General features: G+C 68.8%; 27 protein-coding genes. 16 read left to right on the top strand and 11 right to left on the bottom strand.

Going from position 1 to position 26,920, the window contains the following annotated elements; all coding sequences use genetic code 11:
* Positions 1 to 192 precede the first annotated feature (192 nt).
* From A7U43_RS20605 to A7U43_RS20580, 6 genes are read left to right on the top strand one after another with little or no spacing between them, the layout of a single operon-like run.
* Complete coding sequence (locus A7U43_RS20605; RefSeq protein WP_068003285.1) at positions 193 to 1,038, top strand: GNAT family N-acetyltransferase; 846 nt, start codon at positions 193 to 195, stop codon at positions 1,036 to 1,038.
* A complete protein-coding gene (locus A7U43_RS20600; protein ID WP_067998925.1) occupies positions 1,035 to 1,886 on the top strand; it encodes a lysophospholipid acyltransferase family protein in 852 nt (283 codons plus the stop codon). Before A7U43_RS20605 ends, A7U43_RS20600 begins: the two co-directional genes overlap by 4 nt.
* 47 nt (positions 1,887 to 1,933) lie before the next feature.
* Positions 1,934 to 3,121: a cysteine desulfurase family protein gene (locus A7U43_RS20595; protein WP_067998923.1), complete on the top strand. Its 1,188-nt coding sequence runs from the start codon at positions 1,934 to 1,936 to the stop codon at positions 3,119 to 3,121.
* Positions 3,118 to 4,185, top strand: a complete 1,068-nt coding sequence (mnmA, locus tag A7U43_RS20590; RefSeq protein WP_067998922.1) for a tRNA 2-thiouridine(34) synthase MnmA — start codon at positions 3,118 to 3,120, stop codon at positions 4,183 to 4,185. The genes A7U43_RS20595 and mnmA overlap by 4 nt, the downstream gene beginning before the upstream one ends.
* A gap of 25 nt (positions 4,186 to 4,210) precedes the next feature.
* A complete protein-coding gene (locus tag A7U43_RS20585; RefSeq protein ID WP_067998920.1) occupies positions 4,211 to 5,221 on the top strand; it encodes a uroporphyrinogen decarboxylase/cobalamine-independent methonine synthase family protein in 1,011 nt (336 codons plus the stop codon).
* A 50-nt stretch (positions 5,222 to 5,271) separates the two neighbouring features.
* The gene (locus A7U43_RS20580; RefSeq protein WP_067998918.1) at positions 5,272 to 6,024 is read left to right on the top strand and encodes a hypothetical protein; all 753 of its coding nucleotides are present in this window, start codon (positions 5,272 to 5,274) and stop codon (positions 6,022 to 6,024) included.
* Here A7U43_RS20580 and A7U43_RS20575 read toward each other — a convergent pair.
* Positions 6,010 to 7,620: a 4-coumarate--CoA ligase family protein gene (locus A7U43_RS20575; RefSeq protein WP_067998916.1), complete on the bottom strand. Its 1,611-nt coding sequence runs from the start codon at positions 7,618 to 7,620 to the stop codon at positions 6,010 to 6,012. The genes A7U43_RS20580 and A7U43_RS20575 overlap by 15 nt on opposite strands.
* A gap of 94 nt (positions 7,621 to 7,714) precedes the next feature.
* On the opposite strand from A7U43_RS20575, the gene A7U43_RS20570 reads away from it, so the two are divergent.
* Complete coding sequence (locus A7U43_RS20570) at positions 7,715 to 8,602, top strand: alpha/beta fold hydrolase (RefSeq protein WP_067998914.1); 888 nt, start codon at positions 7,715 to 7,717, stop codon at positions 8,600 to 8,602.
* Positions 8,603 to 8,724: 122 nt separating this feature from the next.
* Here A7U43_RS20570 and A7U43_RS20565 read toward each other — a convergent pair whose 3' ends face one another.
* Complete coding sequence (locus A7U43_RS20565; protein WP_067998912.1) at positions 8,725 to 9,120, bottom strand: MmcQ/YjbR family DNA-binding protein; 396 nt, start codon at positions 9,118 to 9,120, stop codon at positions 8,725 to 8,727.
* Between the two features lie 67 nt (positions 9,121 to 9,187).
* On the opposite strand from A7U43_RS20565, the gene A7U43_RS29780 reads away from it, so the two are divergent.
* The gene (locus A7U43_RS29780) at positions 9,188 to 9,334 is read left to right on the top strand and encodes a hypothetical protein (RefSeq protein ID WP_156525974.1); all 147 of its coding nucleotides are present in this window, start codon (positions 9,188 to 9,190) and stop codon (positions 9,332 to 9,334) included.
* A gap of 33 nt (positions 9,335 to 9,367) precedes the next feature.
* Positions 9,368 to 11,443 (top strand): NAD-dependent DNA ligase LigA, encoded by a 2,076-nt coding sequence (gene ligA, locus A7U43_RS20560; RefSeq protein ID WP_197499880.1) that lies wholly within the window; start codon positions 9,368 to 9,370, stop codon positions 11,441 to 11,443.
* 48 nt (positions 11,444 to 11,491) lie between these two features.
* Here the strand turns inward: ligA and A7U43_RS20555 are convergent, their stop codons facing one another.
* From A7U43_RS20555 to A7U43_RS20525, 7 genes are all read right to left on the bottom strand, one after another.
* The gene (locus tag A7U43_RS20555) at positions 11,492 to 11,752 is read right to left on the bottom strand and encodes a hypothetical protein (protein ID WP_067998908.1); all 261 of its coding nucleotides are present in this window, start codon (positions 11,750 to 11,752) and stop codon (positions 11,492 to 11,494) included.
* A gap of 249 nt (positions 11,753 to 12,001) precedes the next feature.
* Positions 12,002 to 13,537: a polyamine aminopropyltransferase gene (locus tag A7U43_RS20550; protein WP_067998906.1), complete on the bottom strand. Its 1,536-nt coding sequence runs from the start codon at positions 13,535 to 13,537 to the stop codon at positions 12,002 to 12,004.
* Positions 13,534 to 13,998 carry a DUF350 domain-containing protein gene (locus tag A7U43_RS20545; RefSeq protein ID WP_067998904.1) on the bottom strand — a complete coding sequence of 155 codons (465 nt, stop codon included), beginning with the start codon at positions 13,996 to 13,998 and terminating at the stop codon, positions 13,534 to 13,536. The genes A7U43_RS20550 and A7U43_RS20545 overlap by 4 nt, the downstream gene beginning before the upstream one ends.
* Positions 13,999 to 14,013: 15 nt before the next feature.
* Complete coding sequence (locus tag A7U43_RS20540; RefSeq protein ID WP_068003282.1) at positions 14,014 to 14,445, bottom strand: DUF4247 domain-containing protein; 432 nt, start codon at positions 14,443 to 14,445, stop codon at positions 14,014 to 14,016.
* Entirely contained in the window at positions 14,442 to 14,933 is a 492-nt protein-coding gene (locus A7U43_RS20535; protein WP_067998901.1) for a DUF2617 family protein, read from the bottom strand. Before A7U43_RS20535 ends, A7U43_RS20540 begins: the two co-directional genes overlap by 4 nt.
* 8 nt (positions 14,934 to 14,941) lie before the next feature.
* Positions 14,942 to 15,559, bottom strand: a complete 618-nt coding sequence (locus tag A7U43_RS20530; RefSeq protein WP_067998899.1) for a DUF4178 domain-containing protein — start codon at positions 15,557 to 15,559, stop codon at positions 14,942 to 14,944.
* Between the two features lie 74 nt (positions 15,560 to 15,633).
* On the bottom strand, positions 15,634 to 16,293 hold the full coding sequence (locus A7U43_RS20525) for an ACT domain-containing protein (RefSeq protein WP_082902449.1): 660 nt from the start codon (positions 16,291 to 16,293) through the stop codon (positions 15,634 to 15,636).
* A gap of 69 nt (positions 16,294 to 16,362) precedes the next feature.
* Here A7U43_RS20525 and gatC point away from each other — a divergent pair, with 69 nt between their 5' ends.
* Together gatC and gatA are read left to right on the top strand one after the other, a co-directional pair.
* The gene (gatC, locus tag A7U43_RS20520) at positions 16,363 to 16,662 is read left to right on the top strand and encodes an Asp-tRNA(Asn)/Glu-tRNA(Gln) amidotransferase subunit GatC (RefSeq protein ID WP_067998895.1); all 300 of its coding nucleotides are present in this window, start codon (positions 16,363 to 16,365) and stop codon (positions 16,660 to 16,662) included.
* Positions 16,659 to 18,137: an Asp-tRNA(Asn)/Glu-tRNA(Gln) amidotransferase subunit GatA gene (gene gatA / locus A7U43_RS20515; RefSeq protein ID WP_067998893.1), complete on the top strand. Its 1,479-nt coding sequence runs from the start codon at positions 16,659 to 16,661 to the stop codon at positions 18,135 to 18,137. The genes gatC and gatA overlap by 4 nt, the downstream gene beginning before the upstream one ends.
* A 1-nt stretch (position 18,138) precedes the next feature.
* Here the strand turns inward: gatA and poxB are convergent, their stop codons facing one another.
* Positions 18,139 to 19,869, bottom strand: a complete 1,731-nt coding sequence (gene poxB, locus A7U43_RS20510) for a ubiquinone-dependent pyruvate dehydrogenase (protein WP_067998892.1) — start codon at positions 19,867 to 19,869, stop codon at positions 18,139 to 18,141.
* Between the two features lie 77 nt (positions 19,870 to 19,946).
* Here poxB and A7U43_RS20505 point away from each other — a divergent pair, with 77 nt between their 5' ends.
* The 5 genes from A7U43_RS20505 (at position 19,947) to gatB (ending at position 25,547) form a co-directional block, all read left to right on the top strand.
* Complete coding sequence (locus A7U43_RS20505; protein ID WP_057166292.1) at positions 19,947 to 20,978, top strand: ATP-dependent 6-phosphofructokinase; 1,032 nt, start codon at positions 19,947 to 19,949, stop codon at positions 20,976 to 20,978.
* Between the two features lie 137 nt (positions 20,979 to 21,115).
* On the top strand, positions 21,116 to 21,676 hold the full coding sequence (locus tag A7U43_RS20500; RefSeq protein WP_067998890.1) for a hypothetical protein: 561 nt from the start codon (positions 21,116 to 21,118) through the stop codon (positions 21,674 to 21,676).
* A complete protein-coding gene (locus A7U43_RS20495) occupies positions 21,673 to 23,007 on the top strand; it encodes a Dyp-type peroxidase (RefSeq protein ID WP_067998888.1) in 1,335 nt (444 codons plus the stop codon). The genes A7U43_RS20500 and A7U43_RS20495 overlap by 4 nt, the downstream gene beginning before the upstream one ends.
* Position 23,008: 1 nt before the next feature.
* Entirely contained in the window at positions 23,009 to 24,016 is a 1,008-nt protein-coding gene (locus A7U43_RS20490; protein ID WP_067998886.1) for a hypothetical protein, read from the top strand.
* 28 nt (positions 24,017 to 24,044) lie between these two features.
* On the top strand, positions 24,045 to 25,547 hold the full coding sequence (gene gatB / locus A7U43_RS20485) for an Asp-tRNA(Asn)/Glu-tRNA(Gln) amidotransferase subunit GatB (protein WP_067998884.1): 1,503 nt from the start codon (positions 24,045 to 24,047) through the stop codon (positions 25,545 to 25,547).
* A gap of 51 nt (positions 25,548 to 25,598) precedes the next feature.
* On the opposite strand, the gene A7U43_RS20480 is transcribed toward gatB, so the two are convergent.
* Positions 25,599 to 26,705, bottom strand: coding sequence for a PQQ-dependent sugar dehydrogenase (locus tag A7U43_RS20480; protein WP_197500085.1), 1,107 nt, complete (start codon positions 26,703 to 26,705; stop codon positions 25,599 to 25,601).
* Positions 26,706 to 26,920: the final 215 nt, after the last annotated feature.

Here is a 26,920-nt window from a genome sequence, read left to right as displayed (position 1 = left end):
AACCGAACACAGTCCTCCGAAAACGACATGGTCGCCGCAACCTCTCAATCGAGAGTGTTGCGACGACCATGTGAACCCGCCCGCATGTTCCGGGGCGCCTTTCGTGCGCTGACCGTGCTGTTCACGCACCGTGCACGGACACGTCACGCCCCTGATGCCGCCCGGAGACCCACAGGCGCGACCGTGCTGGGCATGAGCACCGCATCCGTCCTCATACCGGCCGATGACATCGACCACGCGACGTCCGGGACACCGAGTCCCCGTTACACCCTGCTGCTGTCCACCGATCCGGCCCATATCGAGGCGGCCCAGCGCCTGCGCCACGAGGTGTTCACCACCGAGCCCGGCTTCGCCATGGCGCGCACGCACGACGGACTGGACGCCGACCGCTTCGACCAGTTCTGCGATCACCTGCTGGTGCGCGAGGACGGCTCCGGTGAGCTGGTCGGCTGCTACCGGATGCTGCCGCCGCCCGGCGCGATCGCCGCCGGAAGTCTCTACACCGCTACCGAATTCGATGTCCGCTCGCTCGATGCGCTGCGGCCCTCGCTGGTCGAGATGGGCCGCGCGGTGGTGCGTGGCGATCATCGCAACGGTGCCGTGGTGCTGCTGATGTGGGCAGGCATCCTGGCCTACCTGGACCGCTGCGGCTATGACTACGTGACCGGCTGTGTGTCGGTGCCGACCCATCCCGCGGGCGAGGTGCCCGGTCGTGGCCTGCGCGGGGTGCGCGACTTCGTGTCCCGCCGGCACGGCGCGCCGGCCGAGTACACCGTGCGGCCCTACCGGCCGGTCGTGATCGACGGACGCAGCCTCGACGAGATCGATCCACCGGACCGCGTCACCGTGCCGGCCCTGATGCGCGGCTACCTGCGCCTGGGCGCCCAGGTGTGCGGCGAACCCGCCCACGACCCCGATTTCGGCGTGGGTGACTTCCCGGCGCTACTGGACAAGCGTCACGCAGACGTCCGCTACCTGAAGCGGCTGCGCTCGGTGTCGCAGGCCGCCGACCCCACCGACAGCGAGGCCCGGGCATGACCGTCGCCAAGGACCACTCCTGGTTGCCGCGCGCCTCCTGTGACGCCAGCTGCATGCACGCCGGCGCCGCCCCGCTGGGGTCACGTCCCGCGGTCTGGACCCGCACCACGCTGCGCATCACCGGAGCCCTGCTGCTGTTCCTGGCGGTGCCACTGCTCGCGGTCCCGCTGCCGGGCCGCTCACACCTGCAGCGCGCCTACTGCCGGCTGATGCTGCGCAGCGTCGGCGTGCGGATCACCGTCTCCGGGGGACCCATCCGCAACCTGCGGGGCGTGCTGGTGGTCAGCGGCCACGTGTCCTGGCTGGACATCTTCAGCATCGGCGCGGTCCTGCCGGGATCGTTCGTCGCGCGCGCCGACCTGATCGACTGGCCCGCACTCGGCGTGGTGGCCCGCATCATGAAGGTCATCCCGATCGAGCGGGAGAACCTGCGCAGGCTGCCCGCGGTGGTCGGCGCGGTGGCGGCACGGTTGCGCAGTGGACAGACCGTGGTGGCCTTCCCGGAGGGCACCACCTGGTGCGGACTGGGGTACGGACCGTTCCGCCCGGCCATGTTCCAGGCCGCCGTGGACGCCGGTCGTCCGGTACAGCCACTCCGGCTGACCTATCACCACCGCGACGGCAGCCCGTCCACCGTGCCCGCCTACGTCGGCGAGGACACCCTGTTGAACTCGATCCGCCGGCTCGTCACCGCGCGCCGCACCGTGGTGCACGTGGCTGTGCAGTCGCTGGAACTGCCGGGTCAGGACCGGCGCGACCTGGCCGCCCGGTGCGAGGCCGCCGTGCGCGGCACTGCCGGACGGGACGCGACACACGGTGTGCACGGCCACCTGACCATGGCGGCCTGACCTCGACGGACAGCCGTACCCGCCCCGGCGGCTATCCTTGATGGGCCATGACAGCCGCTTACCTGGATCACGCTGCCACCACCCCGATGCACCCCGCTGCAGTCGAGGCGATGGTCGGCGCGCTGGCCACGGTCGGGAACGCGTCCTCGCTGCACACCTCGGGTCGGGCCGCGCGGCGACGGATGGAGGAGGCCCGCGAGACGCTGGCCGGCCTGCTGGGGGCCCGCCCGTCGGAAGTGATCTTCACCGCCGGTGGCACCGAGTCCGACAATCTGGCGGTCAAGGGAATCTTCTGGGCGCGCCGCGACGCCGATCCCCGTCGGCGTCGCATCGTGACCACCCCGATCGAGCATCATGCGGTGCTCGATGCCGTCGAGTGGCTCGTCGAACACGAGGGCGCCGAGGTCACCTGGCTGGCGGTCGACGATGCGGGTTCGGTGGCTCCCGAGACGCTGCGCGCGGCGCTGAACAATCCCGACGATGTCGCGCTGATCTCCATCATGTGGGCCAACAACGAGGTCGGAACCATCCAACCGATCGCCGAATTGGCCGCGGTGGCAGCGGAGTTCGACATCCCCATGCACAGTGACGCGATCCAGGCGGTCGGGCACATCCCGGTGGCCTTCGCCGAGAGCGGGCTGTCGGCGCTGAGTCTGGCCGCCCACAAGTTCGGCGGTCCGGTCGGCATCGGCGCACTGGTGCTGCGGCGCGACACCGCCTGCGTGCCGATCCTGCACGGCGGCGGGCAGGAACGGGATGTCCGTTCGGGCACACCGGATGTCGCCGCCGCGGTGGCGATGGCCGCGGCCGCCACGGTGGCGGTGAACGAACTCGCCGAGACCGGTGCGCGGGTGCGTGCACTGCGGGACCGGTTGATCGCCGGGGTGCTCGCGCAGATCGACGATGTCGACGTCAACGGCGCCGACGGTGATCGCCGATTGCCGGGCAACGCCCACTTCACCTTTCGCGGCTGTGAGGGTGACGCCCTGCTGATGCTGCTGGACGCCAAGGGTGTCGAGTGCTCGACGGGTTCGGCCTGCACGGCCGGCGTCGCGCAGCCCTCGCACGTGTTGATCGCGATGGGTGCCGATCCGGCGGCCGCACGGGGTTCGTTGCGACTGTCGTTGGGGCACACCAGTACCGATGCCGATATCGACGCCGCGCTCGATGTGCTGCCCGCCGCGGTGGAGCGCGCCCGCCAGGCCGCGCTGGCCAGTGCGGGGACGCGCCGATGAGGGTTCTGGTCGCGATGAGCGGCGGCGTCGACTCCTCGGTGGCCGCGGCACGGATGGTGGATGCCGGCCACGATGTGGTCGGTGTGCACCTCGCGCTGTCGGCGACCCCGGGCACGCTGCGTACCGGGTCGCGGGGCTGCTGCTCCAAGGAGGATGCCGGTGACGCCCGCCGCGTCGCCGATATCCTCGACATCCCCTTCTACGTGTGGGATTTCGCGGACCGCTTCAAGGAAGAGGTGATCGACGACTTCGTCGACTCCTATGCCCGCGGTGAAACGCCCAACCCGTGCGTGAAGTGCAACGAGACCATCAAGTTCTCCGCGCTGTCGGCGCGCGCGCTGGCCCTCGGATTCGACGCCGTCGCCACCGGTCATTACGCGCGACTTGCCGACGGCCGGTTGCGCCGCGCGGTCGACATCGACAAGGACCAGTCCTATGTGCTGGCGGTGCTGACCGCCGAGCAGCTGCGGCACGCGCTCTTCCCGATCGGGGACACCCCGAAATCGGAGATCCGCGCCGAGGCCGCCAGGCGGGGTCTGGCCGTCGCCGAGAAGCCGGACAGCCACGACATCTGTTTCATCCCGTCCGGTGATACCCGCGCCTTCCTGGGCGCCCGCATCGGGGTACGCCCCGGCGCGGTCGTCGACGCCGGCGGCGCGGTGCTCGCCGAACATGACGGGGTGCACGGTTTCACCATTGGTCAGCGCAAGGGCCTGGGTATCGCCGGCCCCGGGCCGGACGGGCAGCCTCGCTACGTGACGGGTATCGACGCCGCGACCGGGACGGTGCGGGTCGGCGCCGCCGACGACCTGGACGTGGCCCGGTTGACGGGGGACAAGCCGGTGTTCACCGCCGGAACCGCACCGAGCGGACCGGTCGAGGGCGTGGTGCAGGTGCGCGCGCACGGCGGTATCGCCGAGGCCGTCGCCGAAGTACGTGACGGCCTGCTGATCGCCGATCTGCGCACCCCGATACGCGGGGTGGCGCCGGGCCAGACCATGGTGCTCTACCGGCCCGACCCGGCCGGCGACGAGGTCATCGGCAGCGCCACCGTCACCCGGTGATCGGGTAATCGAATACGGTTGGCCGATGAGTGTTTTCGCCGCCGCTACCGGCATCGGATCCTGGCCGGGCACGGCGGCACGTCAGGCCGCCGAGATCATCGTCGGTGAGTTGCACAATCTGCCGTACCTGCCGGAGTTGCCGGCCCGCGGTGTCGGGGCGGACCTGATCGGGCGCACCGGCGCGCTGCTCGTCGACATCGGATTCGACACCGTGGCCCGCGCCTACCGCATCGCACCCGGCCGCAGCGCGGTGCTGCGCCGCGCGGTGAGCTGGCTCAGCGAGGATATCGACGCCCTCGAGGAGGCCTGGGAGAAGGCCGGGCTGCGCGGCTCGGGCCGACCGGTGAAGGTTCAGGCCGCCGGACCGATCACGCTGGCCGCTGCACTGGAACTGGCCAACGGCCACCGGGCCATCACCGACGCCGGGGCGCTGCGCGATCTCGCCGGCTCGCTGGCGGAGGGGCTCGCCGCGCACCGGGCCGAGGTGGCGCGGCGGCTGGACACCGAGGTCGTGGTGCAACTCGACGAGCCGTCCCTACCCGCGGCCATGCTGGGCCGGCTGACCGGGGTGACCAGATTCTCGCCGGTGAACCCGGTCGAGGAACAGGTCGCCGCGGCGCTGCTGGACGAATGTATCGCCGCCGTCGGCGGCCCGGTCGCGCTGCACAGCTGTGCCGCCGACCTTCCGTGGAAACTGTTGCAGCGCAGCACGTTGGCGGCGCTCGCGGTGGATGTGTCGACCTTGGCCGCCGCCGACCTGGACGGGGTGGGCGAATTCGTCGAATCCGGCCGTACCGTCCTGCTCGGGGTGGTGCCCGCCACCGCGCAGCAACAGCGGTGGCTGCCCGCGAACGTCGCGGCGGCGGCAGCGGCGGTCACCGACCGGCTGGGCTTCCCGCGCACCGTGCTGCGCGAGCGGATCGGCATCACACCTGGCTGCGGGCTGGCCGGGGCCACCGAGGACTGGGCCAGGACCGCGATCGGTTTGGCCCAGAAAGCGGCCGACGGTTTGGAAACCGATCCTGACCGAATGTGACAGGCAAACATCTCGGTGGCGTAAGGTGAACGCTGAAGGTTGGGGAGCCAGTGAATCAGTGGAAGCGTTTGGTGACGGCCGGTGCCGGCGCAACGATCGCGTTGACGCTGGTCATCGGCCCTGCCGCCGTCGCAATCGCTGATCCAGGATCCCGCGGATCGTCTTCCGGTCAGTCCGATCGCCGGGCCGCTACCGGCGCCCGCGCCGCGGATTCCACCTCGGCGGGGCCCGCCAGCAACGAATCCGCCGGTGACGCCGCGGGCAGTGACCAGCCCGGCGCCGCGGCGCAGGGCCGGCGGGCTCGCCCGTCGCTGACCACCGCGGACGGCGCACGGACGGTGCGCACGGCCAGAACCGCGCGCACGGCCGATGAGGCCGGCACCGGTGGCGCGGGATTGCGCCCCGTCGCGCCCGCCGAGCCCGTCGGCCGGGCCCTGCCCCAGATCACGACCGCCGCCAGAACACCCCAGCCTGCTGCGGCACCGCAGCCGAGCGTGTCGCCGGTGCCGGCGTCGGCCGACGTGGTCGTATCGGCGCCGACGGCACCGGTGCCCCAGCCGGCCGCGTCGCCGCCCGCCGCGCGGCTGCCCGTGGTCGATATGAGCGTTGCGGTCCTGCCGATCGGGCCCGACCCGCGGCCCGGTCAACCCATGACCTCGCTGTTCGGCATCCTCGGGCTGCTGCTGATCCCGCTGGCCGGCGCGGCGCTGGGCTACCGGCAGGCCCGGGCAGCGCGGGCCCTACCGCCCGCCGGGACAAGCGGGCTACCGCCCGCCGGGACAAGCGGGCTACCGCCCGCGTAAATCCTTGCGCAGGATTTTCCCGGCCGCCGACTTCGGGATCGCATCGATGAACGCCACCTGCCGCACCTTCTTGTACGGCGCGACCTGGCCGGCGACGAAGTCCATCACGGCCTGCTCGTCGAGCTCGGCGTCCGGCTGGCGCACCACGAACGCCTTGGGTACCTCCTCGCCGGATTCGGGCTCGACGACCCCGACGACGGCGGCGTCGGCGATCGACGGGTGGCCCAGCAGCACGGCCTCCAACTCGGCCGGCGGCACCTGGTAGCCCTTGTACTTGATCAGCTCCTTGAGCCGGTCGACGATGAAGATGCAGCCGGTCGGGTCCACGCGCGCGAGATCACCGGTGTGCAAGAACCCGTCGTCGTCGATGGTGTCGCGGGTCGCGCTGTCGTTGCCCAGGTAACCCACCATCACATTGGGGCCCTTGAACCACAGTTCGCCGGTCTCGCTGAGACCGGAATCCGGTAGCCCGATCTCCTGCCCGCTGGCTGGGTCGACGAGCTTGGACACCGAGTTGGGCACCGTCCATCCGCAGGAGCTGACCGGCGCCGCGGCACCCACCAACTCCCGGCCCCCATCGAACGGGGTGATGTGGCTGACGGGGCTCAGCTCGCTCATACCGTAGCCCTGCACGAGGGCGCAGCCGAGGCGGGCGGTGACGGCCTTGCCGAGGTCCTCGTCCAGCGGGGCGGCGCCGGACATGATGGCGCGCAGCGAGGACAGGTCGTAGTCGTCGACGAGCGGATGCTTGGCCAATGCCACCGCGACCGGCGGGGCGATGAACGCGTGGGTGCACCGCCGGTCGGCGATATTGCCCAGGAACTCGGCCAGGTCGAAGGCGGGCATCACGACCAACTGGGCGCGGGCGTGCAGGGCGGCGTTGAGCAACACCGTCATCCCGTAGATGTGGAAGAACGGCAGGACGGCCAGCACCACGTCACCGGAGCGCATGCCCTGCAGCGGCCGGATCTGCGCGACGTTGGACACCAGGTTGCGGTGCGTCAGCATCACCCCCTTGGGGTTACCGGTGGTGCCCGAGCTGTAGGGCAACACGGCCAGGTGGTCGGCCGGGTCGAAGCTGACCCGCGGTGCCGGGTGCGCGGGGCCCAGCAGATCGTCGGCGTTGTGGTGCCCGTCGGTCTCGGCGCCGGGGCCGTCGAGCACGATGACCGACGATTCATCGAGGCCCGCTCCGAGCGCGCCCTCCAGCGCCTGCGGTTTCAGCGCCGAGACCGTCACCAGCAGCGCAGCCTTGGAGTCGGTGAGTTGCTTGGTGATGTCCTTGGCGGTGAACAGGGCGTTGATCGTGGTGGCGGTGGCCCCGGCGCGCAGGATGCCGTGGAAGGCCACCGCGAAGGCCGAGCTGTTCGGGGACAGCAATCCCACCACGTCGCCGGGGCCGAGGCCGCGGGCGGCGAGCGCGCCGGCGAACGCATCGATCCGGTCGATCATCTGGCGGTAGGTGAGGGTGGTGCCGGTCTTGGAGTCGAGCAGGGCGACCTGCTCTGCCACCGCGGGGTCGATATCCGCGAAGAGGTAGTCGTAGACGCTGGATGAGGGGATCTGGACCGGGGGGAACGGGCTCTCGATACTCATGGTGGTGCCTATCGAACCACGCTCGCGGGGCCGGCGGGGCGAACTGGGAAGGCCGACTCGTTACCACCGGTACCGGATACCGTAGATTGTCGCCATGGATAACCCGCCCGATCTCCCCGGCGTGCAGCACCGCTATGTCGATCTCGGTCGCGGGGTGAGGATCCACGTCGCCGATGCCGGCCCGGCCGACGGCCCGCCGGTGATGCTGGTGCACGGCTTCCCGCAGAACTGGTGGGAGTGGCATGAGCTGATCGGCCCGCTGGCCGAGGACGGATACCGGGTGCTGTGCCCGGATCTGCGCGGGGCGGGCTGGAGTTCGGCGCCCAAGGACCGCTACCTCAAGAACGATATGGCCGACGATCTGGCCGCGGTCTGTGACCGCCTCGACGTGGGCCCGGTCAAACTCGTCGCGCACGACTGGGGCGGGCCGGTGGCCACCATCTTCATGTTGCGTCATCCCGGCAAGGTCGCGGCGTTCATGGGCCTGAACACGGCGGTGCCCTGGCTCAAGCACGACCGGACGGCGCTGATCAACATCTGGCGCATGTGGTACCAGGTGCCGATGCTGCTGCCGGTGATCGGCCCGAAGGTGATCGCCGACCCGAAGGCGCGCTTCTTCCGGTTGCTGGGCTCTTGGGTGGGCGGGGATTTCACCACCCCGGACGAGGACATCGCCTTCTACGTCGACTGCATGCGCAGGCCCGGCTACGCCGAGGCGGGCTCACGCTGGTACCGGACCTTCCAGACCCGCGAAGCCGCGCGCTGGATGCGCGGGGAGTTCGACGCCCACCACGTGACGGTGCCGGTGCGCTGGCTGCACGGCACCGACGATTCGGTGCTCACCCCGGAGCTGCTGCGGGTGCTGCCCGAGCACTGTTCGGATTTCGAGCTCGAACTGGTGCCCGGTGTCGGGCATTGGATCGTGGAACAGCGCCCCGAACTGGTGCTCGACCGGCTGCGGACGTTCCTCAAGACCACCTAGACGTACTAGCCCGCGCCGTTTTCTACACCAGGGCTGTAGTCGCGCCGGTTGCGCGACCGTGGTGTAGAAAACGGCGAATATCGCAGCCGGGGAAGAATTTTCACGCGGATCGGCACCGTGAACTAGCGCTCGTCGAGCTGCTTGACCAACTTCTTGCTGGCGGTCATGCGGAACGAGGCGTCCAGCAGCTCTTTGACCTCGTCCCAGTCCACCTCGGCCGCGGTCAGGTCCAGGCCCATCCAGCCGAACGGCCCCATATAGGCGGGGACGTAGAACCGGTCGTCCTGTTCGAGTGCCTTGCGGTCGGAGTCGTCGACCTTGACCAGCACAGAGTGTGGGAAGGCGAGCATCCCCCCATCCGCCTTCATGTTGCCGCCGTACATGGCGAACATCTTCGGTGCGCCGAACACCGGCCGCCCCCAGGACACCTTCTCGAAGGCCTCCGGAAACCCGAGCGCCAGACCGCGCAGCTCGGCGAGCCCGAAATCGTCGTCGGAGAACATGACCGGGTGTGGCACAGGTAGCACCCTATCGGGCCGACCTATCATTTAGGCTAACCTTACTTTTGCAGGTGAGGGGGCTCAGATGCCGACATCGTGGATGGATACCGTGCTCCGCCTGAGCGTGGCGGCGCTGCGCGAACTGATGGAGCCCCGCGGTTTCGTGCTGCACCGTTGGGAGGGCAGCAGCTGGCGCGACGTCGTGCAGTTCAGGCGCATCCAGACCCGGTGAGCGGTGTCGGCGGGCTCCACTAGCCTGACCAGGGTGAGCTCACCGGATGCAGAGGTACGTCAACGCTGGCAGGAACTCGCCGAAGAAGTGCGCGGCCATCAGTTCCGCTACTACGTCAAGGACGCACCTGTCGTTTCGGACGCCGAGTTCGACTCCCTGCTGGGTGAATTGCAGGCGCTGGAGGACACCTTCCCTGAACTGCGCACCCCGGACTCGCCGACCCAGCTGGTCGGCGGCGCCGGTTTCACCACCGACTTCGCCGCGGCTGACCATCTGGAGAGAATGCTGTCGCTGGACAACGCATTCGACACCGATGAGCTGACTGCATGGGCAGCGCGGGTGGGTGCCGAAGTCGGCGCCGATATCGACTATCTGTGCGAGCTCAAGATCGACGGTGTCGCGCTGGCCCTGGTCTACCGTGAGGGCGTTCTGGTCCGCGGCGCCACCCGCGGTGACGGCCGCAGCGGCGAGGATGTCACCAACAATGCCCGCACCATCGAGGACATTCCCGAAAGGCTCACCGGCACCGACGAATTCCCGGTACCCACCGTGCTCGAGGTGCGCGGGGAGGTGTTCTTCCGGCTGTCCGATTTCGAGGAACTCAACGCCGGTCTGGTGGCCGAGGGGAAGCCGCCGTTCGCCAACCCGCGCAACAGCGCCGCTGGCTCGTTGCGGCAGAAGAATCCCGCCGTGACCGCGCGGCGCAAGCTGCGGATGATCTGCCATGGAGTCGGCAAGACCGAGGGGTTCACGCCGGGCTCGCTGCACGACGCGTACCGGGCGCTGGGCGCCTGGGGGCTGCCGGTGTCCACCCACACCGCCAAGGTCCAGGGCATCGAGGCGGTGGCCGAACGCATCGCCTACTGGGGCGAACACCGCCACGATGTCGAACACGAGATAGACGGCCTGGTCGTCAAAGTCGACGATGTGACCCTGCAGCGCCGTCTCGGCGCGACCTCGCGGGCCCCGCGGTGGGCGATCGCCTATAAGTACCCGCCCGAAGAGGTCACCACCAAACTCCTCGATATCCGCGTCAATGTCGGGCGCACCGGACGGGTCACCCCATTCGCCTACATGGAACCGGTCAAGGTGGCCGGATCCACCGTCGGTTTGGCCACCCTGCACAACGCGTCCGAGGTCAAACGCAAGGGTGTGCTGATCGGTGACACCGTGGTGCTGCGCAAGGCCGGCGATGTGATTCCCGAGGTGCTGGCCCCGGTCGTCGAACTGCGCGATGGCACCGAACGCGAATTCGTCATGCCCACAACGTGTCCCGAATGCGGCACCACGCTGGCCCCGGCGAAGGAAGGCGACGCCGACATCCGCTGCCCGAACAACCGCACCTGTCCGGCGCAGTTGCGGGAGCGGGTGTTCCATGCCGCCGGTCGCGGCGCCTTCGATATCGAGGGCCTCGGGTACGAGGCGGGCACCGCACTGCTGCAGGCCGGGGTCATCACCGACGAGGGCGACCTGTTCGGCCTCACCGCCGAGGACCTGTTGCGCACCGAGCTGTTCACCACCAAGGCGGGCGAGCTGTCGGCAAACGGCAAGCGGCTACTCGCCAATCTCGGCAAGGCGAAATCCCAACCGCTGTGGCGGGTGCTGGTCGCGCTGTCCATCCGGCATGTCGGACCGACCGCGGCCCGCGCGTTGGCCGGCGAATTCGGCAGCCTGGACGCCATCATCGCCGCGTCCGAGGCCGAACTGGCCGCCGTGGAGGGTGTCGGCCCGACGATCGCCGCGGCGGTCATCGAGTGGTTCGAGCTGGACTGGCACCGCGCGATCGTCGACAAGTGGCGGACCGCCGGGGTACGGATGGTCGACGAGCGCGATGCCGGCATCGAACGCACCCTGGAGGGGCTGTCGATCGTGGTGACCGGTTCGCTGACCGGCTTCTCCCGCGACGAGGCCAAGGAGGCGATCCTGGTCCGCGGTGGTAAGGCGGCCGGATCGGTCTCCAAGAAGACGTCATACGTGGTCGCCGGCGACGCCCCGGGATCCAAGTACGACAAGGCGATCGAACTCGGGGTGCCGGTGCTCGACGAGGACGGCTTCCGCAAGCTGCTCGCAGCGGGGCCGGAGCCCGCGCCCGAGCCGGCCGAGAGCTAGCCGCGCGCGAGCTCGCCTCGGCCGGTCCGAAAGTCGGGGCGGGGTCACTCAGTCGTTGTACGTATCGACCGTGGCCTGCGGGGCGGTCACCGGGGGAGTGAAGATCTTTCCGGCGGTGGGATCGGCTGGTTTCTGGCGACCGTTGCGCGTTCCATCGGCCGTCGTGTCCTGGCTCGGAACCCGTTGTTCTGCTGCGGCTTTGACGTCCGATATGGCTGACGACGGGGTGGTAGCCGCGGCCGGCGCGATCCCGAGGATCGTGGCGGCCAACGCGATGATGCCGATTGTGGCGAAGCTGTTCTTGGGCATTCTTGTTGCCTTTCTGGTTGTGACGGCATGTCCGGCTGTGTCTGAGGCGCGCCGAGGGTGGTGTTACCGTGTGCACTTTCAACCTATGGGCACGCAAGATCGCAGTCACGGGACTCATACCGAACACCAAGAATCGTCTCGCCGCACAGGGGACAAGTCCGACAACTGGACGGAAGCAACAACTTTCGTGCTGCCACGCGACGTGTGGCCCGGCAGCATCGACTCTGCCCGGTCCACCCGGGGTGCGTTCTAGCGGTACCCCGCGCGCATGTCCTCCACGATCCGCGGATTGTCCAGCGTCGAGGGCGCCAGGTGCTGCGGGGCGTTGTCCGGCGGGAACACCGTCGCGGCATCCAGCACCTGCTGGGTCAGAAACCGCAGCGGGGGAGCATCTTCGGCAATCGTGGGCGTGGGTGGCGAGCTGCCGCGCCGGGCCAGCGCAAAGCCCCAGTCGCCGAAGGTCGGCACGTGCACGTGGTATGGGGTGACCGCGAACCCGGCCGAATCCAGCGTGGATACCGTGCGCCAGAAGGCATTCGGTGTCGAGTACGGGCTACCCGCCTGCACCACCACGAGCCCGTCGGCCGACAGCACGCGGGTCACCAGCGCGTAGAACTCGCGTGAGTACAACCGGCCCAGCACCGGATTGTCGGGGTCGGGAAGATCGATGATCACCGCGTCGAACCCGCCGGCGGGCCGCGCATCGGGTGTCCGCAACCACGTCATGGCGTCATCGACCACGACGTCGACTCGGGGATCGTCCAGGGCTCCACGGTTGGCCTCGCGCAGCGGGCCGCGGGCCAATTCGATCACCGCCGGATCGAGTTCCACCTGGACGATCGTCTGCAACCCGGGCATGCGGAGCAGCTCGCGGGCAGCCAGACCGTCACCGCCGCCGAGGATGAGCACCGAGCGTGCGCCGTCACGTAGCGCCGGATAGACCAGACTCTCGGTGTACCGGTACTCGTCGCGCGTCGAGAATTGCAGCCCGCCATCGAGGTAGAGCCGGGTATCGGTGCCGCGGCGGGTCACCACGATCTCCTGGTAGGCGGATTGCCGGTGGGCGATGATCGGATCGGCGTAGAGCCGCTGACGGGTGGTGGCCTGGATCCCGTCGGCGGCCACGATCAACGCGGTCAGGGTCAGCGCGGCGGCGGTGAGCACGGCCAGCGCCGAGACGAGCTGGCGACGGCTGATGATGGTGCGCAGCAGGAACACCGCCACGATCGCCGCGGCGGCCAGGTTGATCATCCCGGTGACCGCCGCGCCGCGGATCATCCCGAGCTGCGGCAGCACCAGAAACGGCCAGGCCAGACCGCCGATCAGCGCGCCCAGATAGTCCGCGGCATTCAGGTTCGCCAGCACCCGGCCGGCGTCCGCCGCGCCGGCGGTGCGGCCCCGCTGCAGCAGTGTCATCAGCAAGGGCACCTCGGCGCCCACCAGCGCGCCGATCACCGCGGTGCCCGCCACCAGCACCCACAGTGAACCGCCGATGAAGGAAAACGCCACATACATGGCCGCAGCGGATACACCGCCGATCACCCCGAGCAGGGTCTCGACGGCGATGAAGGTGATGGCGGCATGCCCGAGCAACGGTTTGACCAGCAGCGCGCCGGCGCCCAGCGCGGCGACGTAGCCCGCGACGATCAGCGAGGTGGCGACGATACCGCCGCCGTGCAGGCTGGCCGACAGCGTCAGCAGGGCGAGCTCGTAGATGAGCCCGCACGCCGCGCAGGCCGCGACAGCGGCCAGCAGCAGTGCCCGCCAGCGCGTGGTGCCGGTCATGACAGTGCGGCTGCGTTCACCCCTCCGACCGCCAGCAGGATCACCGCGGTCGCGACCGCACCCGGATGCAGCTTCTCATCGGCGATCAGGTCGCGAAAACGGCCCGGCACCAACACTTCCAGCACCACCAGCGCGGCGCCCTGCAGCAGCACGCCAACCAGCCCGTAGACCAACGCATCGACGAGCCCCTGACCGAGTTCGGCCGAGCTCGCGACGATGGCGGTGGCGGTCACCATCGCCAGCGCCAGGTACATCCCGCAGGCCACCGCGACCGCATTGGGCCGGTGCTGGACGAACACCAGGTGGCGCAGGCTGCCCGGGGTGAGCAGGTCGGCCAGCAGGAATCCGGCGCCCAGCACCGTGATGCCGACGACGAAGTACAGCGCCGCCGCGACCGTGTTCTGGATCAGTGCGCCGCCGTCGAGGGTGCCGAACTCCAGTGCAAGATAAGACGTGTCCATCGGTGTCTCCTGCTCCTACTTCGTTCCGCCGGGTCCCCCGGAGCTACCGCCCGAGCCGCCCGCTGGCGAGCCCGGGGTGAACCCCGGACCCAGAAAAATGAACCCGCCACCGCTGTAGCGGGAGTTGATGTCCTCGACCCGGACGCTGCACGGGTACCGGCCGTCCGGCCCGACGATCACGATGTCATCGGGGTAACGCAGATACTCGCTGCCGCGGTCGGAGGCACGCGATTCCGGGGCGTCGTAGGACGCGATATCGTCGGCCACCGACTTCGGTGAGCCGCTGCATTCATAGCGGCCGTCACCGCCGTCCGCCGCGTACTGCCGGTAGTTCTCGCTGACGTGGTTGCGAACATCCTTGTTCAGCAACACCAGTCCGGTGATCAACAGCACGGCGCCGAGCGCGCCCAGCACTCCGGCCAGCGCGAACAGGGCGTTGCGGCTCACGGCTGCCACCGGCTCTCGGTGTGCACGACGACCCCGCCCCGTGCCGCCGGGTACAGATGCCAGGTCTGCCAGTGCCAGCCGGGGCCATCGGGGCTGGCGCACAGCGCCGTGAGCGCGGCCTCGTCGCCGGGGAAACTGCCACCCAGCCAACCGGTCTCGTGCTCACAGCGGTGCCGCAGGTCGGCGGCGATCCCACGGAAGGCGGACTCGTCATGGGCGGCGGTCTGGGACCGCATCCGGTAACCGGGTGCGCTCGCCGAGTCCGGTAGCGCCGCACCGTCATGGTGCTCGGTACAGGACACCTGTTCGCAGAACCCGGCCACGCTGACGACATGGGAGGCGCCGAGCACCCCGAGGACCAGATCCGTACCGTCGGGATGGCGCAGCGTGCAGGACGCCAGCGGCGCCGGGGCCGGGGCGTTGAGCGTCAACCGCAGATTCGCGCCACTGACATCGGCGGGAACCACGCGCAGGCGGTGCAACGGCAACGCGGTGCCTAGGATCCGGCCGGCGGGGCCGGGTACACGGTCAGCTCGCCGGCGCGCACCGGCGTGCCATAGGAGACCTCCCATGCCATGGTGGGCGCCCAGCGTTCGTAGCCCAGCAGCGCGGTGTCGCCGTTGGCGCGGTAGTCCACGTAGTCCATGTCGCCGCCCGCGGGCAGGCCGGTGGTGCCCTCGGTGGTGTAGGACGCGCGGCCGTTCTCGTCGACGGTGAACGACACCCCGTCGACGTCGATGCTGCTGCCCGGTTCGGCAGGCAATCCCGCGCGCTTGTGCCACCACACCAGTTCGAGGCGGCCCTCGTCCTCCTCGACGCTGAACCACACCGGCGGCTCGTCGGCCTTGCCCTCCAGCAGGTGCTCCCACCAGACGAACGGCCCCTCCCGCAGGGTGACCGATCCGCGCACCACATAGTCGGTGCCGCCGTAGCTGACGATGGCACCGGGGCCCAGCTGGCGGGGACCGAAAGTGGCTGTCTCCGAAGCGAATCGCAACGGATCCTGGCGGGCCGAGGGCTGCTTGGGCTGCTTGGGGCGAGTGCGGGCGACGAGGAAGACGATGACGCCCGCCGCGAGCGCGACGATGGCGAGGACGATCAGTAGTTCCCCCACGCAACACCTTTCATCGTGGTCGGCGGCCAGATTTCTACCGTACAGCCTCGCTTGACAGCGGGTTCTCAGCTTTATCAGCGAAGGATGGTGGCCACGATGCCGGCCAGGTAGCCCAGCCGGGCCACCTCCGACGGCCGGAACGCCGGGCCGCCGGCGCGGCCGAGCACGACCGCGGTGAGCGGATCACCCAGCGGGGCAGCGGCCAGTGCGGTATCGATATCGCGCCACACCTGTGGCACCCAGGCCGCGGTGGCGTCCAGCGCCTCGGCGTGCTCCAGCGGCAGCCATGGCGCGGTGGTGGCCTGGGTCTCCGGCGCGCCCGGGCTGCCGGCGATGCGCTCGACGCCGGCCTCGACGGACCTGACCACCGTGCACCAGCCCACCCGCAGCACCCGCGGCGCCTCCTGGGCCAGGACGTGCAGTTTCTCGGCGCGGCCGCGAGCGGCGGCGATGTGGTCGATGAGCTCGAGCTCGCGGTGCGCCTCCAGCAAGCCGGTGTGCGGGCGCACGCTGTCGACATGAACGCCCTTGATGTGTTCGGCCGCGGTGATCAACGTGTCGGGCATCGCACCGGGCGGCAGCTCGACGACCAGATCATCGATGGCGTATCCGGCGCCGCGTTCCACGACGTCCAGGGACAGGATGTCCGCACCCACCGAACCGAGGGCGACGGCCAGTGAGCCGAGACTGCCCGGTCGGTCCTCCAGCTGGACCCGCAGCAGATATGACGGCACGGCCAACACCCTGTCACAGGGGTTGGGCCTCAGCGACCCGGGGATTGCAGGGTGACTAGGCTTGCGGCCGTGTCACAGATTTCCCGGGACGAGGTAGCGCACCTCGCGCGACTGGCCCGGCTCGCCCTGTCCGACGGTGAGCTGGACGGTTTCGCAGGCCAACTCGACGCCATTTTGGCCCATGTCGGCCAGATCCAGTCCGTCGACGTCACCGGCGTCGAAGCCACCGACAATCCCCTGAAGGTCCTCAACGTGACCCGGCCGGACACCGTGGTGGCGGGGTTGGCGCAGGACGAGGCACTGGCCGCGGCGCCGCGCGCCGAGGACGGCCGGTTCGCCGTGCCCAGGATCTTGGGAGAACCCGAATGAGCTTGATCCGCGAGGATGCCGCCACGCTGGGCGCCCGGATCGCGGCCAAGGAGGTGTCCTCGACCGAGGTCACCCAGGCCCATCTGGATCAGATCGCCGCGACCGACGAGCGCTACCACGCGTTCTTGCATGTCGCGGCCGACCGGGCGCTCGCCGCGGCCGCCGAGATCGACACCATGGTCGCCGCCGGTGAGCAGCTGCCCTCACCGCTGGCCGGCGTGCCGCTGGCGCTCAAGGATGTGTTCACCACCACGGACATGCCGACCACCTGCGGGTCGAAGATCCTGGAGGGCTGGAACCCGCCATACGACGCGACGGTGACGACGCGGCTGCGCGCGGCCGGCATCCCGATTCTCGGCAAGACGAACATGGACGAGTTCGCCATGGGCAGCTCGACCGAGAACTCGGCGTACGGTCCGACCCGCAACCCGTGGGATACCGACCGGGTCCCGGGTGGTTCCGGCGGTGGCAGCGCCGCCGCGCTGGCCGCCTTCCAGGCGCCGCTGGCGATCGGTACGGACACCGGTGGCTCCATCCGCCAGCCGGCCGCGCTCACCGCGACCGTGGGGGTGAAGCCCACCTACGGCACCGTCAGCCGGTACGGGCTGGTCGCCTGCGCCTCCTCGCTGGACCAGGGTGGGCCGTGTGCGCGCACCGTGCTCGACACCGCGCTGCTGCACCAGGTGATCGCCGGTCACGACGGGCGGGACTCCACGTCGGTGGATGCCGCGGTGCCCGATGTGGTCGGTGCGGCCCGCGCGGGGGCGCACGGCGACCTCACGGGTGTCCGCATCGGTGTGGTCAAGCAGCTGCGCGGCGAGGGCTATCAACCCGGTGTGCTCGCCTCGTTCAACACCGCGGTCGACCAGTTGACCGCGCTGGGCGCCGAGGTCACCGAGGTGGATTGCCCGCACTTCGACCACGCGATGGCGGCCTACTACCTGATTCTGCCCTCGGAGGTGTCGTCCAATCTGGCGCGCTTCGACGCCATGCGGTTCGGATTGCGGGTGGGCGATGACGGCACCCGCAGCGCCGAAGAGGTGATGGCCCTGACCCGCGCGGCCGGTTTCGGCCCAGAGGTCAAGCGCCGCATCATGATCGGCACCTACGCGCTGTCGGCGGGCTATTACGACGCCTACTACAACCAGGCGCAGAAGGTCCGCACCCTGATCGCCCGCGACCTCGACGAGGCCTACCAGAAGGTCGACGTGCTGGTCTCACCGGCGACCCCGACCACCGCGTTCCGCCTGGGTGAGAAGGTCGACGACCCGCTGGCCATGTACCTGTTCGACCTGTGCACGCTGCCGCTGAACCTCGCCGGGCACTGCGGCATGTCGGTGCCCTCGGGCCTGGCCGCCGAGGACAACCTGCCCGTCGGGCTGCAGATCATGGCGCCGGCGCTGGCCGACGACCGGCTCTACCGGGTGGGTGCGGCCTACGAGGTCGCGCGGGGAGCGCTGCCCACCGCGGTGTAGGTCAGTCCAGGATCCGGCGGGCCACATTGGTACTGACCAGATCCAGCAGCTCGTCGGACCGCCCGGCCAGGATGGTGCGGATCGCGTACAGGGAGAATCCCTTGGCCTGTTCGGCGGTGATGGCCGGCGGGATGGACAGTTCCTGGCGCGCCGTCACGACGTCGACCAGCGCCGGGCCGTCATGGGCGAAGGCCTCGGCGAGCGCGGACTCCAGGTCGCCGGGCTGTTCCACCCGCCGGCCGAAGATGCCCAGGGACTGCGCGACGGCCGCGAAGTCGGGATTGTGCAGGTCGGTGCCGAAGGTGACGATACCGGCCGCTTTCATCTCCAGTTCCACAAAATTCAGCGACGAGTTGTTGAACACGATGACCTTCACCGGCAGCCGGTTCTGGGTCAGGGTGATCAGTTCGCCGAACAGCATGGTCAGCCCGCCGTCACCGGCGAAGGCCACCACCTGGCGGTCACGGTTGACGGTCGCAGCGCCGATGGCCAGCGGCAGCGCGCAGGCCATGGTGCCGTGGTTGAACGAGCCGAGCAGACGCCTGCGTCCGTTCATGGTGAGGTAGCGGGCCGCCCACACCACCGGGGAGCCGACGTCGACGGTGAACACCGCGTCCGCCGCGGCGACCCGATCTGCCGCGGCGGCAAGATATTCGGGCCGGATCGGGGCTTTGTCGCGGTCGTTGACGGCGAGCTCGTCGAGCCGGCGCCGGGTCTTTCGGTAGTGCCTGAGCGACCGGTCCAGATGCGTGCGGTCGTCCTTGGTGCGCAGCAATGGTTGCAGCGCGGGCAGCGTGTCGGCCACGGAGCCGACCAGGGGCAGGTCGACCGGGGTGCGACGCCCCAGATTCCGTCCACGGATGTCGACCTGGATGACGGTGGCGTGCTCGGGATAGAACTGCCGGTACGGGAAATCGGTGCCCAACATGAGCAGCACCTCGGCCTCTTTGATCGCCTTGTAGCCGGAGGCGAAGCCGAGCAGGCCGGTCATCCCGACGTCGTACGGATTGTCGTATTCGACCAACTCCTTGCCGCGAAGGGCATGGACCACCGGCGCCTTCAGGGTGTCCGCCAACGTCACCAACTCGTCGTGGGCGCCCTCGACCCCGGCGCCGGCGAGGATGGTGATCTTGTCGGAGTTGTTGAGAATTGTTGCGGCGCGGAGTAGTTCATCGTCAGCCGGCCGGCATGTCGAGTGGGTGGGTAGCACCGGGTGGACTCTCAGGTCACCGGTCTTGTGCAGGAAGATCTCGCCAGGGATGACGACGACGGCGACCCCGTTCTCCTCGATGGCGGCGCGCATCGCCATCTGCAGCACCCGCGGCGCCGACTCGGCGGTGGTGACCAGCTCGCAGTACACACTGCATTCGCGGAACAGGTCCTGCGGGCGGGTCTCCTGGAAGTACTGCGAGCCGATCTCGGACTGCGGGATGTGCGCGGCGATGGCCAGCACCGGCACCCGGCTGCGCTGTGCGTCGAAGAGTCCGTTGATCAGGTGCAGGTTGCCCGGCCCGCAGCTGCCGGCGCAGACCGCGAGCCGTTTGGTCAGGGCGGCATCGGCGGCGGCGGCGAAACCGGCGGTTTCCTCGTGGCGGACGTGTTCCCAACTGAAATGCTCGGCGCGCCGGATGGCGTCGGTCAGGCCGTTGAGGCTGTCCCCGGGCAGTCCGTACATGCGGGTGATGCCACTGGCCTGCAGTGTCGAGATGACGTGATCGGCGACTGTGGTCATAGCCCAACCCTAGGGCGTTGAGCTTGACTTTCGCTGTGGGCGAGCCCGGGCTGGACGAAGCTGGCAGGATCTAGCCCATGCGTATTGGTGTTCTCACCGGTGGTGGTGACTGTCCTGGCCTGAATGCGGTGATCCGCGCGGTGGTGCGCACCAGCGCGGTGCGCTACGGATCGTCGGTCGTCGGTTTCCAGGACGGCTGGCGCGGGCTGTTGGAGGACCGCCGCATCCAGCTGTCGAATGACGACCGCAATGACCGGCTGCTCGCCAAGGGCGGCACCATGCTGGGCACCGCGCGGGTCAACCCGGACAAGCTGCGGGCCGGTCTGGACCAGATCAAGCAGACCCTCGAAGACAACGGCATCGACGTCCTGATCCCGATCGGCGGCGAGGGCACACTGACCGCGGCGCACTGGTTGTCCGAGGAGAACGTGCCGGTGGTCGGGGTGCCCAAGACCATCGACAACGATATCGACTGCACCGATGTCACTTTCGGGCACGACACTGCGCTGCACGTCGCGACCGACGCCATCGACCGGCTGCACAGCACCGCCGAGTCGCATCAGCGGGTGATGCTGGTCGAGGTGATGGGCCGGCACGCCGGTTGGATCGCGCTGAACGCCGGCCTGGCCTCGGGCGCGCACATGACGCTGATCCCCGAGCAGCCCTTCGATGTCGAGGAAGTGTGCCGGCTGGTCAAGCAGCGCTTCGTGCGCGGTGATTCGCATTTCATCTGCGTGGTGGCCGAAGGCGCCAAACCCGCCGAGGGCTCGATGCAGCTCAAGCAGGGCGGCACCGACGAATTCGGGCACGAGAAGTTCACCGGTGTGGCCCACCAGCTCGGCGTGGAGATCGAGAAGCGGATCAACAAGGAAGTGCGGGTGACGGTGCTCGGCCATGTGCAGCGGGGCGGCACCCCGACGCCGTATGACCGGGTGCTGGCGACCAGGTTCGGCGTCAACGCCGCCGACGCCGCACATGCGGGGGAGTACGGGATGATGGTGTCGCTGCGCGGGCAGGAGATCGGCCGAGTCCCGCTGGCCGACGCGGTGCGCCAGCTCAAGCTGGTTCCGCAGAGTCGCTACGACGATGCCGCGGAGTTCTTCGGCTGACGGGGCGCTGCCCAAACGTGACGATGGCGAACGGCCGGCGGCACGGCGGTGACCAGTTCTCTATCGCTGCGAATTCCCGCGCGACGCAGCGTCTCCCGGTGTAGCGTCCGAGGCACCGAATCGGGGAGGGCGCCGACATGGCTGCAGGCAATGACGACTGGACCAAGCCGGCCGCGCTCGCCATCCCGAAAGAGGGCTACTTCGAGCTGGAGCGCGGACGGTACGGTCCGGTCTACCCCAGGACACCGGCGTGCTATGGCTTCTCCATCATCGCCAAGGTGAAGGAGGGCCGCGAGGAGGCGGTCCGCGCCTACGGTAAGACGATCGAGGAGACCATCGCCGCGAGTCCGGAGGCTCTTGCGCCGTTGCGGTTGCACTACCTGCGGTGGAACTTGTTCGACATCGGCTCGGGACTGCACTTCCAGTACATGGGTATCTTCGACACCGATTTCGACAAGTACACCGAGGATGCCGTCCAGCTGTTCAGCGCGACCGGGGTGACCACCGTGTTCACCAACCTCGAAGGCTTTCCCGAGGATTGGAAGGAGAATCCGGAGGCGTTCGTCAAGTTCGTTCGCGACCACCAGCATCCGAGTTTCCTCGAATACGGGGAGTACCCCTACGTCACCGCCGACGAGATCAAGAAGGCGCTCAAGCTCAAGGCCGCCTTCTCGGACATGCTCGACCAGATGCAGTGACCGAAACGCTCGAGTTCGACGATATCCAGCACATCCTGCTGACCAGGACGCCGGCGATCACCGGGCGTTACGAGTTCTTGACGTTCGACACCCCGGCGGGGGGCCGTGCTTGGCTGACCGCGTTGCTCGACCGCGTGCAGTCGGCGTCCGACGCGAGGAGGACGCTGGACGACGCGGACCGGTGGGTCACCCTCGCGTTCACCTGGACCGGCCTGCGTGCGCTGGGCGTGCCCGAAGAATCGCTGGCGACCTTCCCGCCCGCGTTCCGGGAGGGGATGGCCGCCCGGGCCGCCATCCTCGGTGACATCGGCACCAATGCACCCGCACACTGGGTCGGCGGGCTGGCCGGCGACGATGTGCATGCCATTGCGATCTTGTTCTCCCGCACCGCCGAGCAGTCCGCCCGCTCCATCGAGGAGCACGACAAGCTGCTCGCTCGCACCGACGGTGTGCGCAGTCTCTCCCACCTGGACCTGAACGCCTCGCCGCCGTTCAACTACGCGCACGATCATTTCGGTTTCCGGGACCGGCTGTCCCAGCCGGTGATGAAGGGATCGGGGGAGGAGCCGACACCGGGTTCCGGCGAGGCGCTGGAACCTGGGGAGTTCATCCTCGGCTATCCCGACGAGAACGGTCCGGTTGCGAATCTTCCGCAGCCCCAGATCTTGTCGCGCAACGGCAGCTTCATGGCCTACCGCAGACTGCATGAGCACGTCGGCACCTTTCGCGAGTATCTCAGCGATCATGCCGAGACCTCCGAGGAGCAGGAACTGCTGGCCGCCAAGTTGATGGGACGGTGGCGCAGCGGCGCACCGCTGGTGCTGGCCCCTGAGCGTGACGACCCGGAGCTGGGCGCGGACCCCATGCGCAACAACGATTTCAACTATCGGGAGATGGATCCGCACGGATACGCCTGCCCACTCGGCTCGCATGCCCGCCGGCTCAATCCTCGCGACACGGCGCACTACATGAATCGCCGCCGGATGATCCGGCGGGGCGCGACCTACGGCCCGGCGCTGCCCGACGGCGCCCCCGAGGACGGTGTCGAGCGCGGTATCGCAGCTTTCATCATCTGCGCAGATCTGGTGCGCCAGTTCGAGTTCGCACAGAACGTCTGGATCAACGACAAGACGTTCCATGAGTTGGGCAACGAACACGACCCGATCTGCGGAGCCCAGGACGGCTCCCTGGACTTCACCGTGCCCAAACGTCCGATTCGCAAAGTGCACAAGGGTTTACCGGCTTTCACGACCCTCACCGGTGGGGCGTACTTCTTTCTGCCGGGGATGTCGGCGATGAGGTACCTCGCTGCACTCGGGACGGAGGAGTGACATGAGCGCTGCGCGCACCTACAACCAGGCTCACGTGGCGCGCCCGCACAACGGGCGGCGTCGGATGAGCATCTACTGGACGTGGAGCTATCCGTGGGAGGCCCAACGTGACCCGGCGGAAATGTCCAACCGGTTCTCCACCATCACCGAGGTCCGCAACGTGGCGTGGCCGGCCTATGAGACACCCGACTACGACGCGGCGAACTTCCTACAGGGCATCGCCGGCACACTCGAACTCTTCCACCGGTCCACGCTAGCGTTCCAGGCGCTCGCCGAGGAGGCGACCGGGCATCCGGTGGCGGTGTTCCAACGCATCGACCAGGCCGGCTACCGGTTGCCGATCGACGACCGCATCCTGGCCGACACCGACACCCTGATGGTGTTCGGGCTCGACCACCTGCCCTCCGAACAGGACGCCACCCCCGACGAGGTCGAGGCCATTTCCCGGTGGCTGCACAGGGAGGGCACCTGCCTGGTGCTGGCCCCGCATCACGACGTCGGGTTCACCGACGACTATGCCCAGCGCCAGGTCGAGTACCTGCACCACGGTGACCGGTTGGTGCCCAGGCAGCAGCGCTTCAGCCAATACACCCGATCCCTGATGGGCGCACTGCAGGTTCCTGTGCACAACACCTGGGGGCTGCGCCCGGCGGTCGTCGAGGGCACCACCGACCAGATCGCGCCACTGACCGCGTTTCACGACCTCGACACGAGCGGCCTGCTCGGCGGTGTCACCACCTTCAACTTCCACCCGCACCTGCCGCACTACGAACTGACGGCGCCGGAAAGCCAGGATTTGCGGGTGCTCGGCAGGCAGCGGGTCGATCCCCACCGCCCGCACCCGTTCACCGCGGCCGGCCACACCGAATTCAATGCGCTGATCTCGATGCCGCCGACCGGGGCACGGTCCGGTCATATCGTGCTGGTCGACTCCACCAACTTCACCACCCTGTTCGGGGGCACCGACAGTTTGCAGAACTTCTGGCGCAACGTCGCCACCATGAAGTGACGCTGACCGCCCCCATTAGGATCGATGCATGTCTGTCGATACCGCCGAACTTCTTGACTACGACGAGGTCATCGCCGAGTTCGACCCCGTGATGGGCATGGAGGTGCACGTCGAGCTGTCCACCGCCACCAAGATGTTCTGTGGGTGCGCCAACCAGTTCGGCGCCGAGCCCAACACCCAGGTGTGCCCGGTGTGCTTGGGGCTGCCCGGCTCGCTGCCGGTGCTCAACCAGGCCGCGGTGGAATCGGCGATCCGGATCGGGTTGGCGCTCAACTGCGATATCGCGCCGTGGGGGCGTTTCGCCAGGAAGAACTACTTCTATCCCGATCAGCCGAAGAACTACCAGATCAGTCAGTACGACGAGCCGATCGCGATCAACGGCTATCTGGACGTGCCGCTCGACGACGGCACCACCTGGCGCATCGAGATCGAGCGCGCGCACATGGAAGAGGACACCGGCAAGCTCACCCACCTGGGCAGCGACACCGGACGGATCTCCGGCGCGACCACCTCGCTGGCCGATTTCAACCGAGCCGGTGTGCCGCTCATCGAGATCGTCACCAAGCCGATCGAGGGCGCCGGCGAGCGGGCCCCGGAAATCGCGCGTGCCTATGTGACCGCACTGCGGGATCTGCTGCGCGGCCTGGACGTTTCCGATGTGCGGATGGATCAGGGCTCCATGCGTTGTGACTCCAACGTCTCACTGAAACCGAAGGGGGCCGGCGAGTTCGGTACCCGTACCGAGACCAAGAACGTCAACTCGCTCAAGAGCGTCGAGGTCGCCGTGCGTTACGAAATGCGCAGGCAGGCCGCGGTGCTGCGGTCCGGCGGCACCGTCACCCAGGAGACCCGGCACTTCCACGAGGACGGTCACACCACCCCCGGGCGCAGCAAGGAGACCGCCCAGGATTACCGGTACTTCCCGGAGCCGGACCTGGAGCCGGTGGCGCCGTCGGCCGAGTTGGTGGAGCGGTTGCGCGGCACCATCCCGGAGCTTCCATGGTTGGTGCGCAACCGTGTTCAGCAGGAATGGGGAGTCTCCGACGAGGTGATGCGGGACCTGGTCAACAACGGGGTCGTCGAACTGGTGGCCGCGACCGTGGCGCAGGGGGCCTCCAGTGAATCCGCGCGCGCCTGGTGGGGAAACTTCCTGGTGCAGAAGGCCAACGAGGTCGGATCCCCGGTGTCCGATCTGCCGATCACACCCGCCCAGGTGGCTGCTGTGGTCAAACTCGTTGACGACGGCAAGCTTTCGAACAAGTTGGCCCGCCAGGTCGTCGAGGGTGTGCTGGCCGGCGAGGGCGAGCCCGAAGAGGTGATGAACGCCCGTGGCCTGGTGGTGGTGCGCGACGATTCGCTGATCCAAGCCGCCATCGATGAAGCTCTTGCGGCGCAACCCGATATCGCCGAGAAGATCCGCGGCGGCAAGGTGGCGGCCGCCGGCGCGATCGTCGGTGCGGTCATGAAGGCCACCAAGGGGCAGGCCGACGCCGCCCGGGTGCGCGAACTGGTGCTCGCCGCCTGTTCCTGAGCGATTTCGGCGTGATCCGATGCGCTGGGCGCGTCGGATCACGCCGAAACGCTACGTCTTGTCGGCGTTGCTGCGGGGGAACCCGCCGCCGGACGGGAACAACGGGAACACGACGTCGTCGAAATCCCCGGCGTCGCCGGCGGTCTTGTTCACGGTGGCGCCCCAGATGTTGCCGTCCGGGGACACCGCCAGCGCCCAGGCGTGCCCGTGCTGGTCCTGGCGGACCACCTCGGGCTCGCCGGTGACCGCGCCGGTATCGGGCGCCAACCGCAGCGCCACCGTCTGCTTGGTGTTCACCAGGTTCACCAGCACGGTGCCGTCGAGCGCGGCGCAACCGGCGACCCCGGGTCGATCCGGCCAGGTCCACACCGTGGACACGACCGAGTCCTTGGTGATCCGCTGCACCCGGTCCGCCGTCGGGGTCCGGTCGGTGATGTAGAGCGCGCCGTCGGCCGGATCGACGCACATGCTGCCACCGGCACCCATCCCGGACAACGCGGTGGTCTGCGGTGCCTGATCGACGGTGGTGGGCTGCTCGATGCGCAGCACCTTGCCCGCCAGCGACGCGGGATCGCCGGCCTGCGCCGGGTCGCCGGCGTCACCGGTCTGGACCACCAGCGTCGTCGGGCTGGTGAAGACCAGCGCGCCGGCATTGCCGGTAGGGCCCTTCGGGATCCCGGTGAGGATCGGCTTGGGCGGATCGCCGTCGGCGATGCGCACCACACGGTTGTCGGTGGGAGTGCTGATGTAGGCGTACATCAGCCGGTCCTGGGCATAGGTCGGCGATTTGATGATGTCGAGCAGACCACCGTCACCGGCCGGGTCCACCGGGATGACCAGCTTGACCTTCGGCTCGGCCTTCGTCGACACCTCTTTGACCACACCGGTGGTGCGCTCGGCGACCAGCGCCGACTGGCTGTCGCCGCCCATGATCAGACCGCTTGTGCTCGCCAGGCAACCCTGCATGACGCCGGTGGCCTTGCACTCCTTCGGGAACGGCGTGGCGGGCAGCGGTGGGGGAGGTTCCGGTTTGGTCGGCGGAGGCGGCGTCATCGCGGGCTCGGTGGTGAACGGCTGGGACTGGGCGTCGTCGAACCGTGCGCATCCCGAACCGACCAGCAACGCCGCGCACAGCAGCACCGCCAGTCGCAGCGACATGCTTCGGGTCGGTGCGCCCAGTCTCATGCAGGCCAGATTACGGATCCCCGGGCAGTGCGCGCCACGAAGGCCTGTGTTCCTCCCCGTCGCTGCGCTCGCCCAGGAGTTCCTCCCCGTCGCTGCGCTCGCCCAGGACCGTGTCACAACTCGGCAACGGTGTGGATACGCTGCACAATGCGCCGCGCCAATACCTTGTTCTGCGGTGACTTGCACTT

It is taken from the genome of Mycobacterium adipatum (assembly GCF_001644575.1).
Classification (GTDB): domain Bacteria; phylum Actinomycetota; class Actinomycetes; order Mycobacteriales; family Mycobacteriaceae; genus Mycobacterium; species Mycobacterium adipatum.
This window is presented reverse-complemented; position numbering and strand designations above follow the sequence as displayed.

Excerpts from the sequence above, each read along its gene's own strand:
- A7U43_RS20605 (WP_068003285.1), top strand. The coding sequence starts at position 193 with ATGAGCACCGCATCCGTCCTCATACCGGCCGATGACATCGACCACGCG.
- A7U43_RS20600 (WP_067998925.1), top strand. The coding sequence starts at position 1,035 with ATGACCGTCGCCAAGGACCACTCCTGGTTGCCGCGCGCCTCCTGTGAC.
- A7U43_RS20595 (WP_067998923.1), top strand. The coding sequence starts at position 1,934 with ATGACAGCCGCTTACCTGGATCACGCTGCCACCACCCCGATGCACCCC.
- mnmA (WP_067998922.1), top strand. The coding sequence starts at position 3,118 with ATGAGGGTTCTGGTCGCGATGAGCGGCGGCGTCGACTCCTCGGTGGCC.
- A7U43_RS20585 (WP_067998920.1), top strand. The coding sequence starts at position 4,211 with ATGAGTGTTTTCGCCGCCGCTACCGGCATCGGATCCTGGCCGGGCACG.
- A7U43_RS20575 (WP_067998916.1), bottom strand. The coding sequence starts at position 7,620 with ATGAGTATCGAGAGCCCGTTCCCCCCGGTCCAGATCCCCTCATCCAGC.
- A7U43_RS20570 (WP_067998914.1), top strand. The coding sequence starts at position 7,715 with ATGGATAACCCGCCCGATCTCCCCGGCGTGCAGCACCGCTATGTCGAT.
- A7U43_RS29780 (WP_156525974.1), top strand. The coding sequence starts at position 9,188 with ATGCCGACATCGTGGATGGATACCGTGCTCCGCCTGAGCGTGGCGGCG.
- A7U43_RS20555 (WP_067998908.1), bottom strand. The coding sequence starts at position 11,752 with ATGCCCAAGAACAGCTTCGCCACAATCGGCATCATCGCGTTGGCCGCC.
- A7U43_RS20550 (WP_067998906.1), bottom strand. The coding sequence starts at position 13,537 with ATGACCGGCACCACGCGCTGGCGGGCACTGCTGCTGGCCGCTGTCGCG.
- A7U43_RS20545 (WP_067998904.1), bottom strand. The coding sequence starts at position 13,998 with ATGGACACGTCTTATCTTGCACTGGAGTTCGGCACCCTCGACGGCGGC.
- gatA (WP_067998893.1), top strand. The coding sequence starts at position 16,659 with ATGAGCTTGATCCGCGAGGATGCCGCCACGCTGGGCGCCCGGATCGCG.
- poxB (WP_067998892.1), bottom strand. The coding sequence starts at position 19,869 with ATGACCACAGTCGCCGATCACGTCATCTCGACACTGCAGGCCAGTGGC.
- A7U43_RS20505 (WP_057166292.1), top strand. The coding sequence starts at position 19,947 with ATGCGTATTGGTGTTCTCACCGGTGGTGGTGACTGTCCTGGCCTGAAT.
- A7U43_RS20500 (WP_067998890.1), top strand. The coding sequence starts at position 21,116 with ATGGCTGCAGGCAATGACGACTGGACCAAGCCGGCCGCGCTCGCCATC.
- A7U43_RS20490 (WP_067998886.1), top strand. The coding sequence starts at position 23,009 with ATGAGCGCTGCGCGCACCTACAACCAGGCTCACGTGGCGCGCCCGCAC.
- gatB (WP_067998884.1), top strand. The coding sequence starts at position 24,045 with ATGTCTGTCGATACCGCCGAACTTCTTGACTACGACGAGGTCATCGCC.
- A7U43_RS20480 (WP_197500085.1), bottom strand. The coding sequence starts at position 26,705 with ATGTCGCTGCGACTGGCGGTGCTGCTGTGCGCGGCGTTGCTGGTCGGT.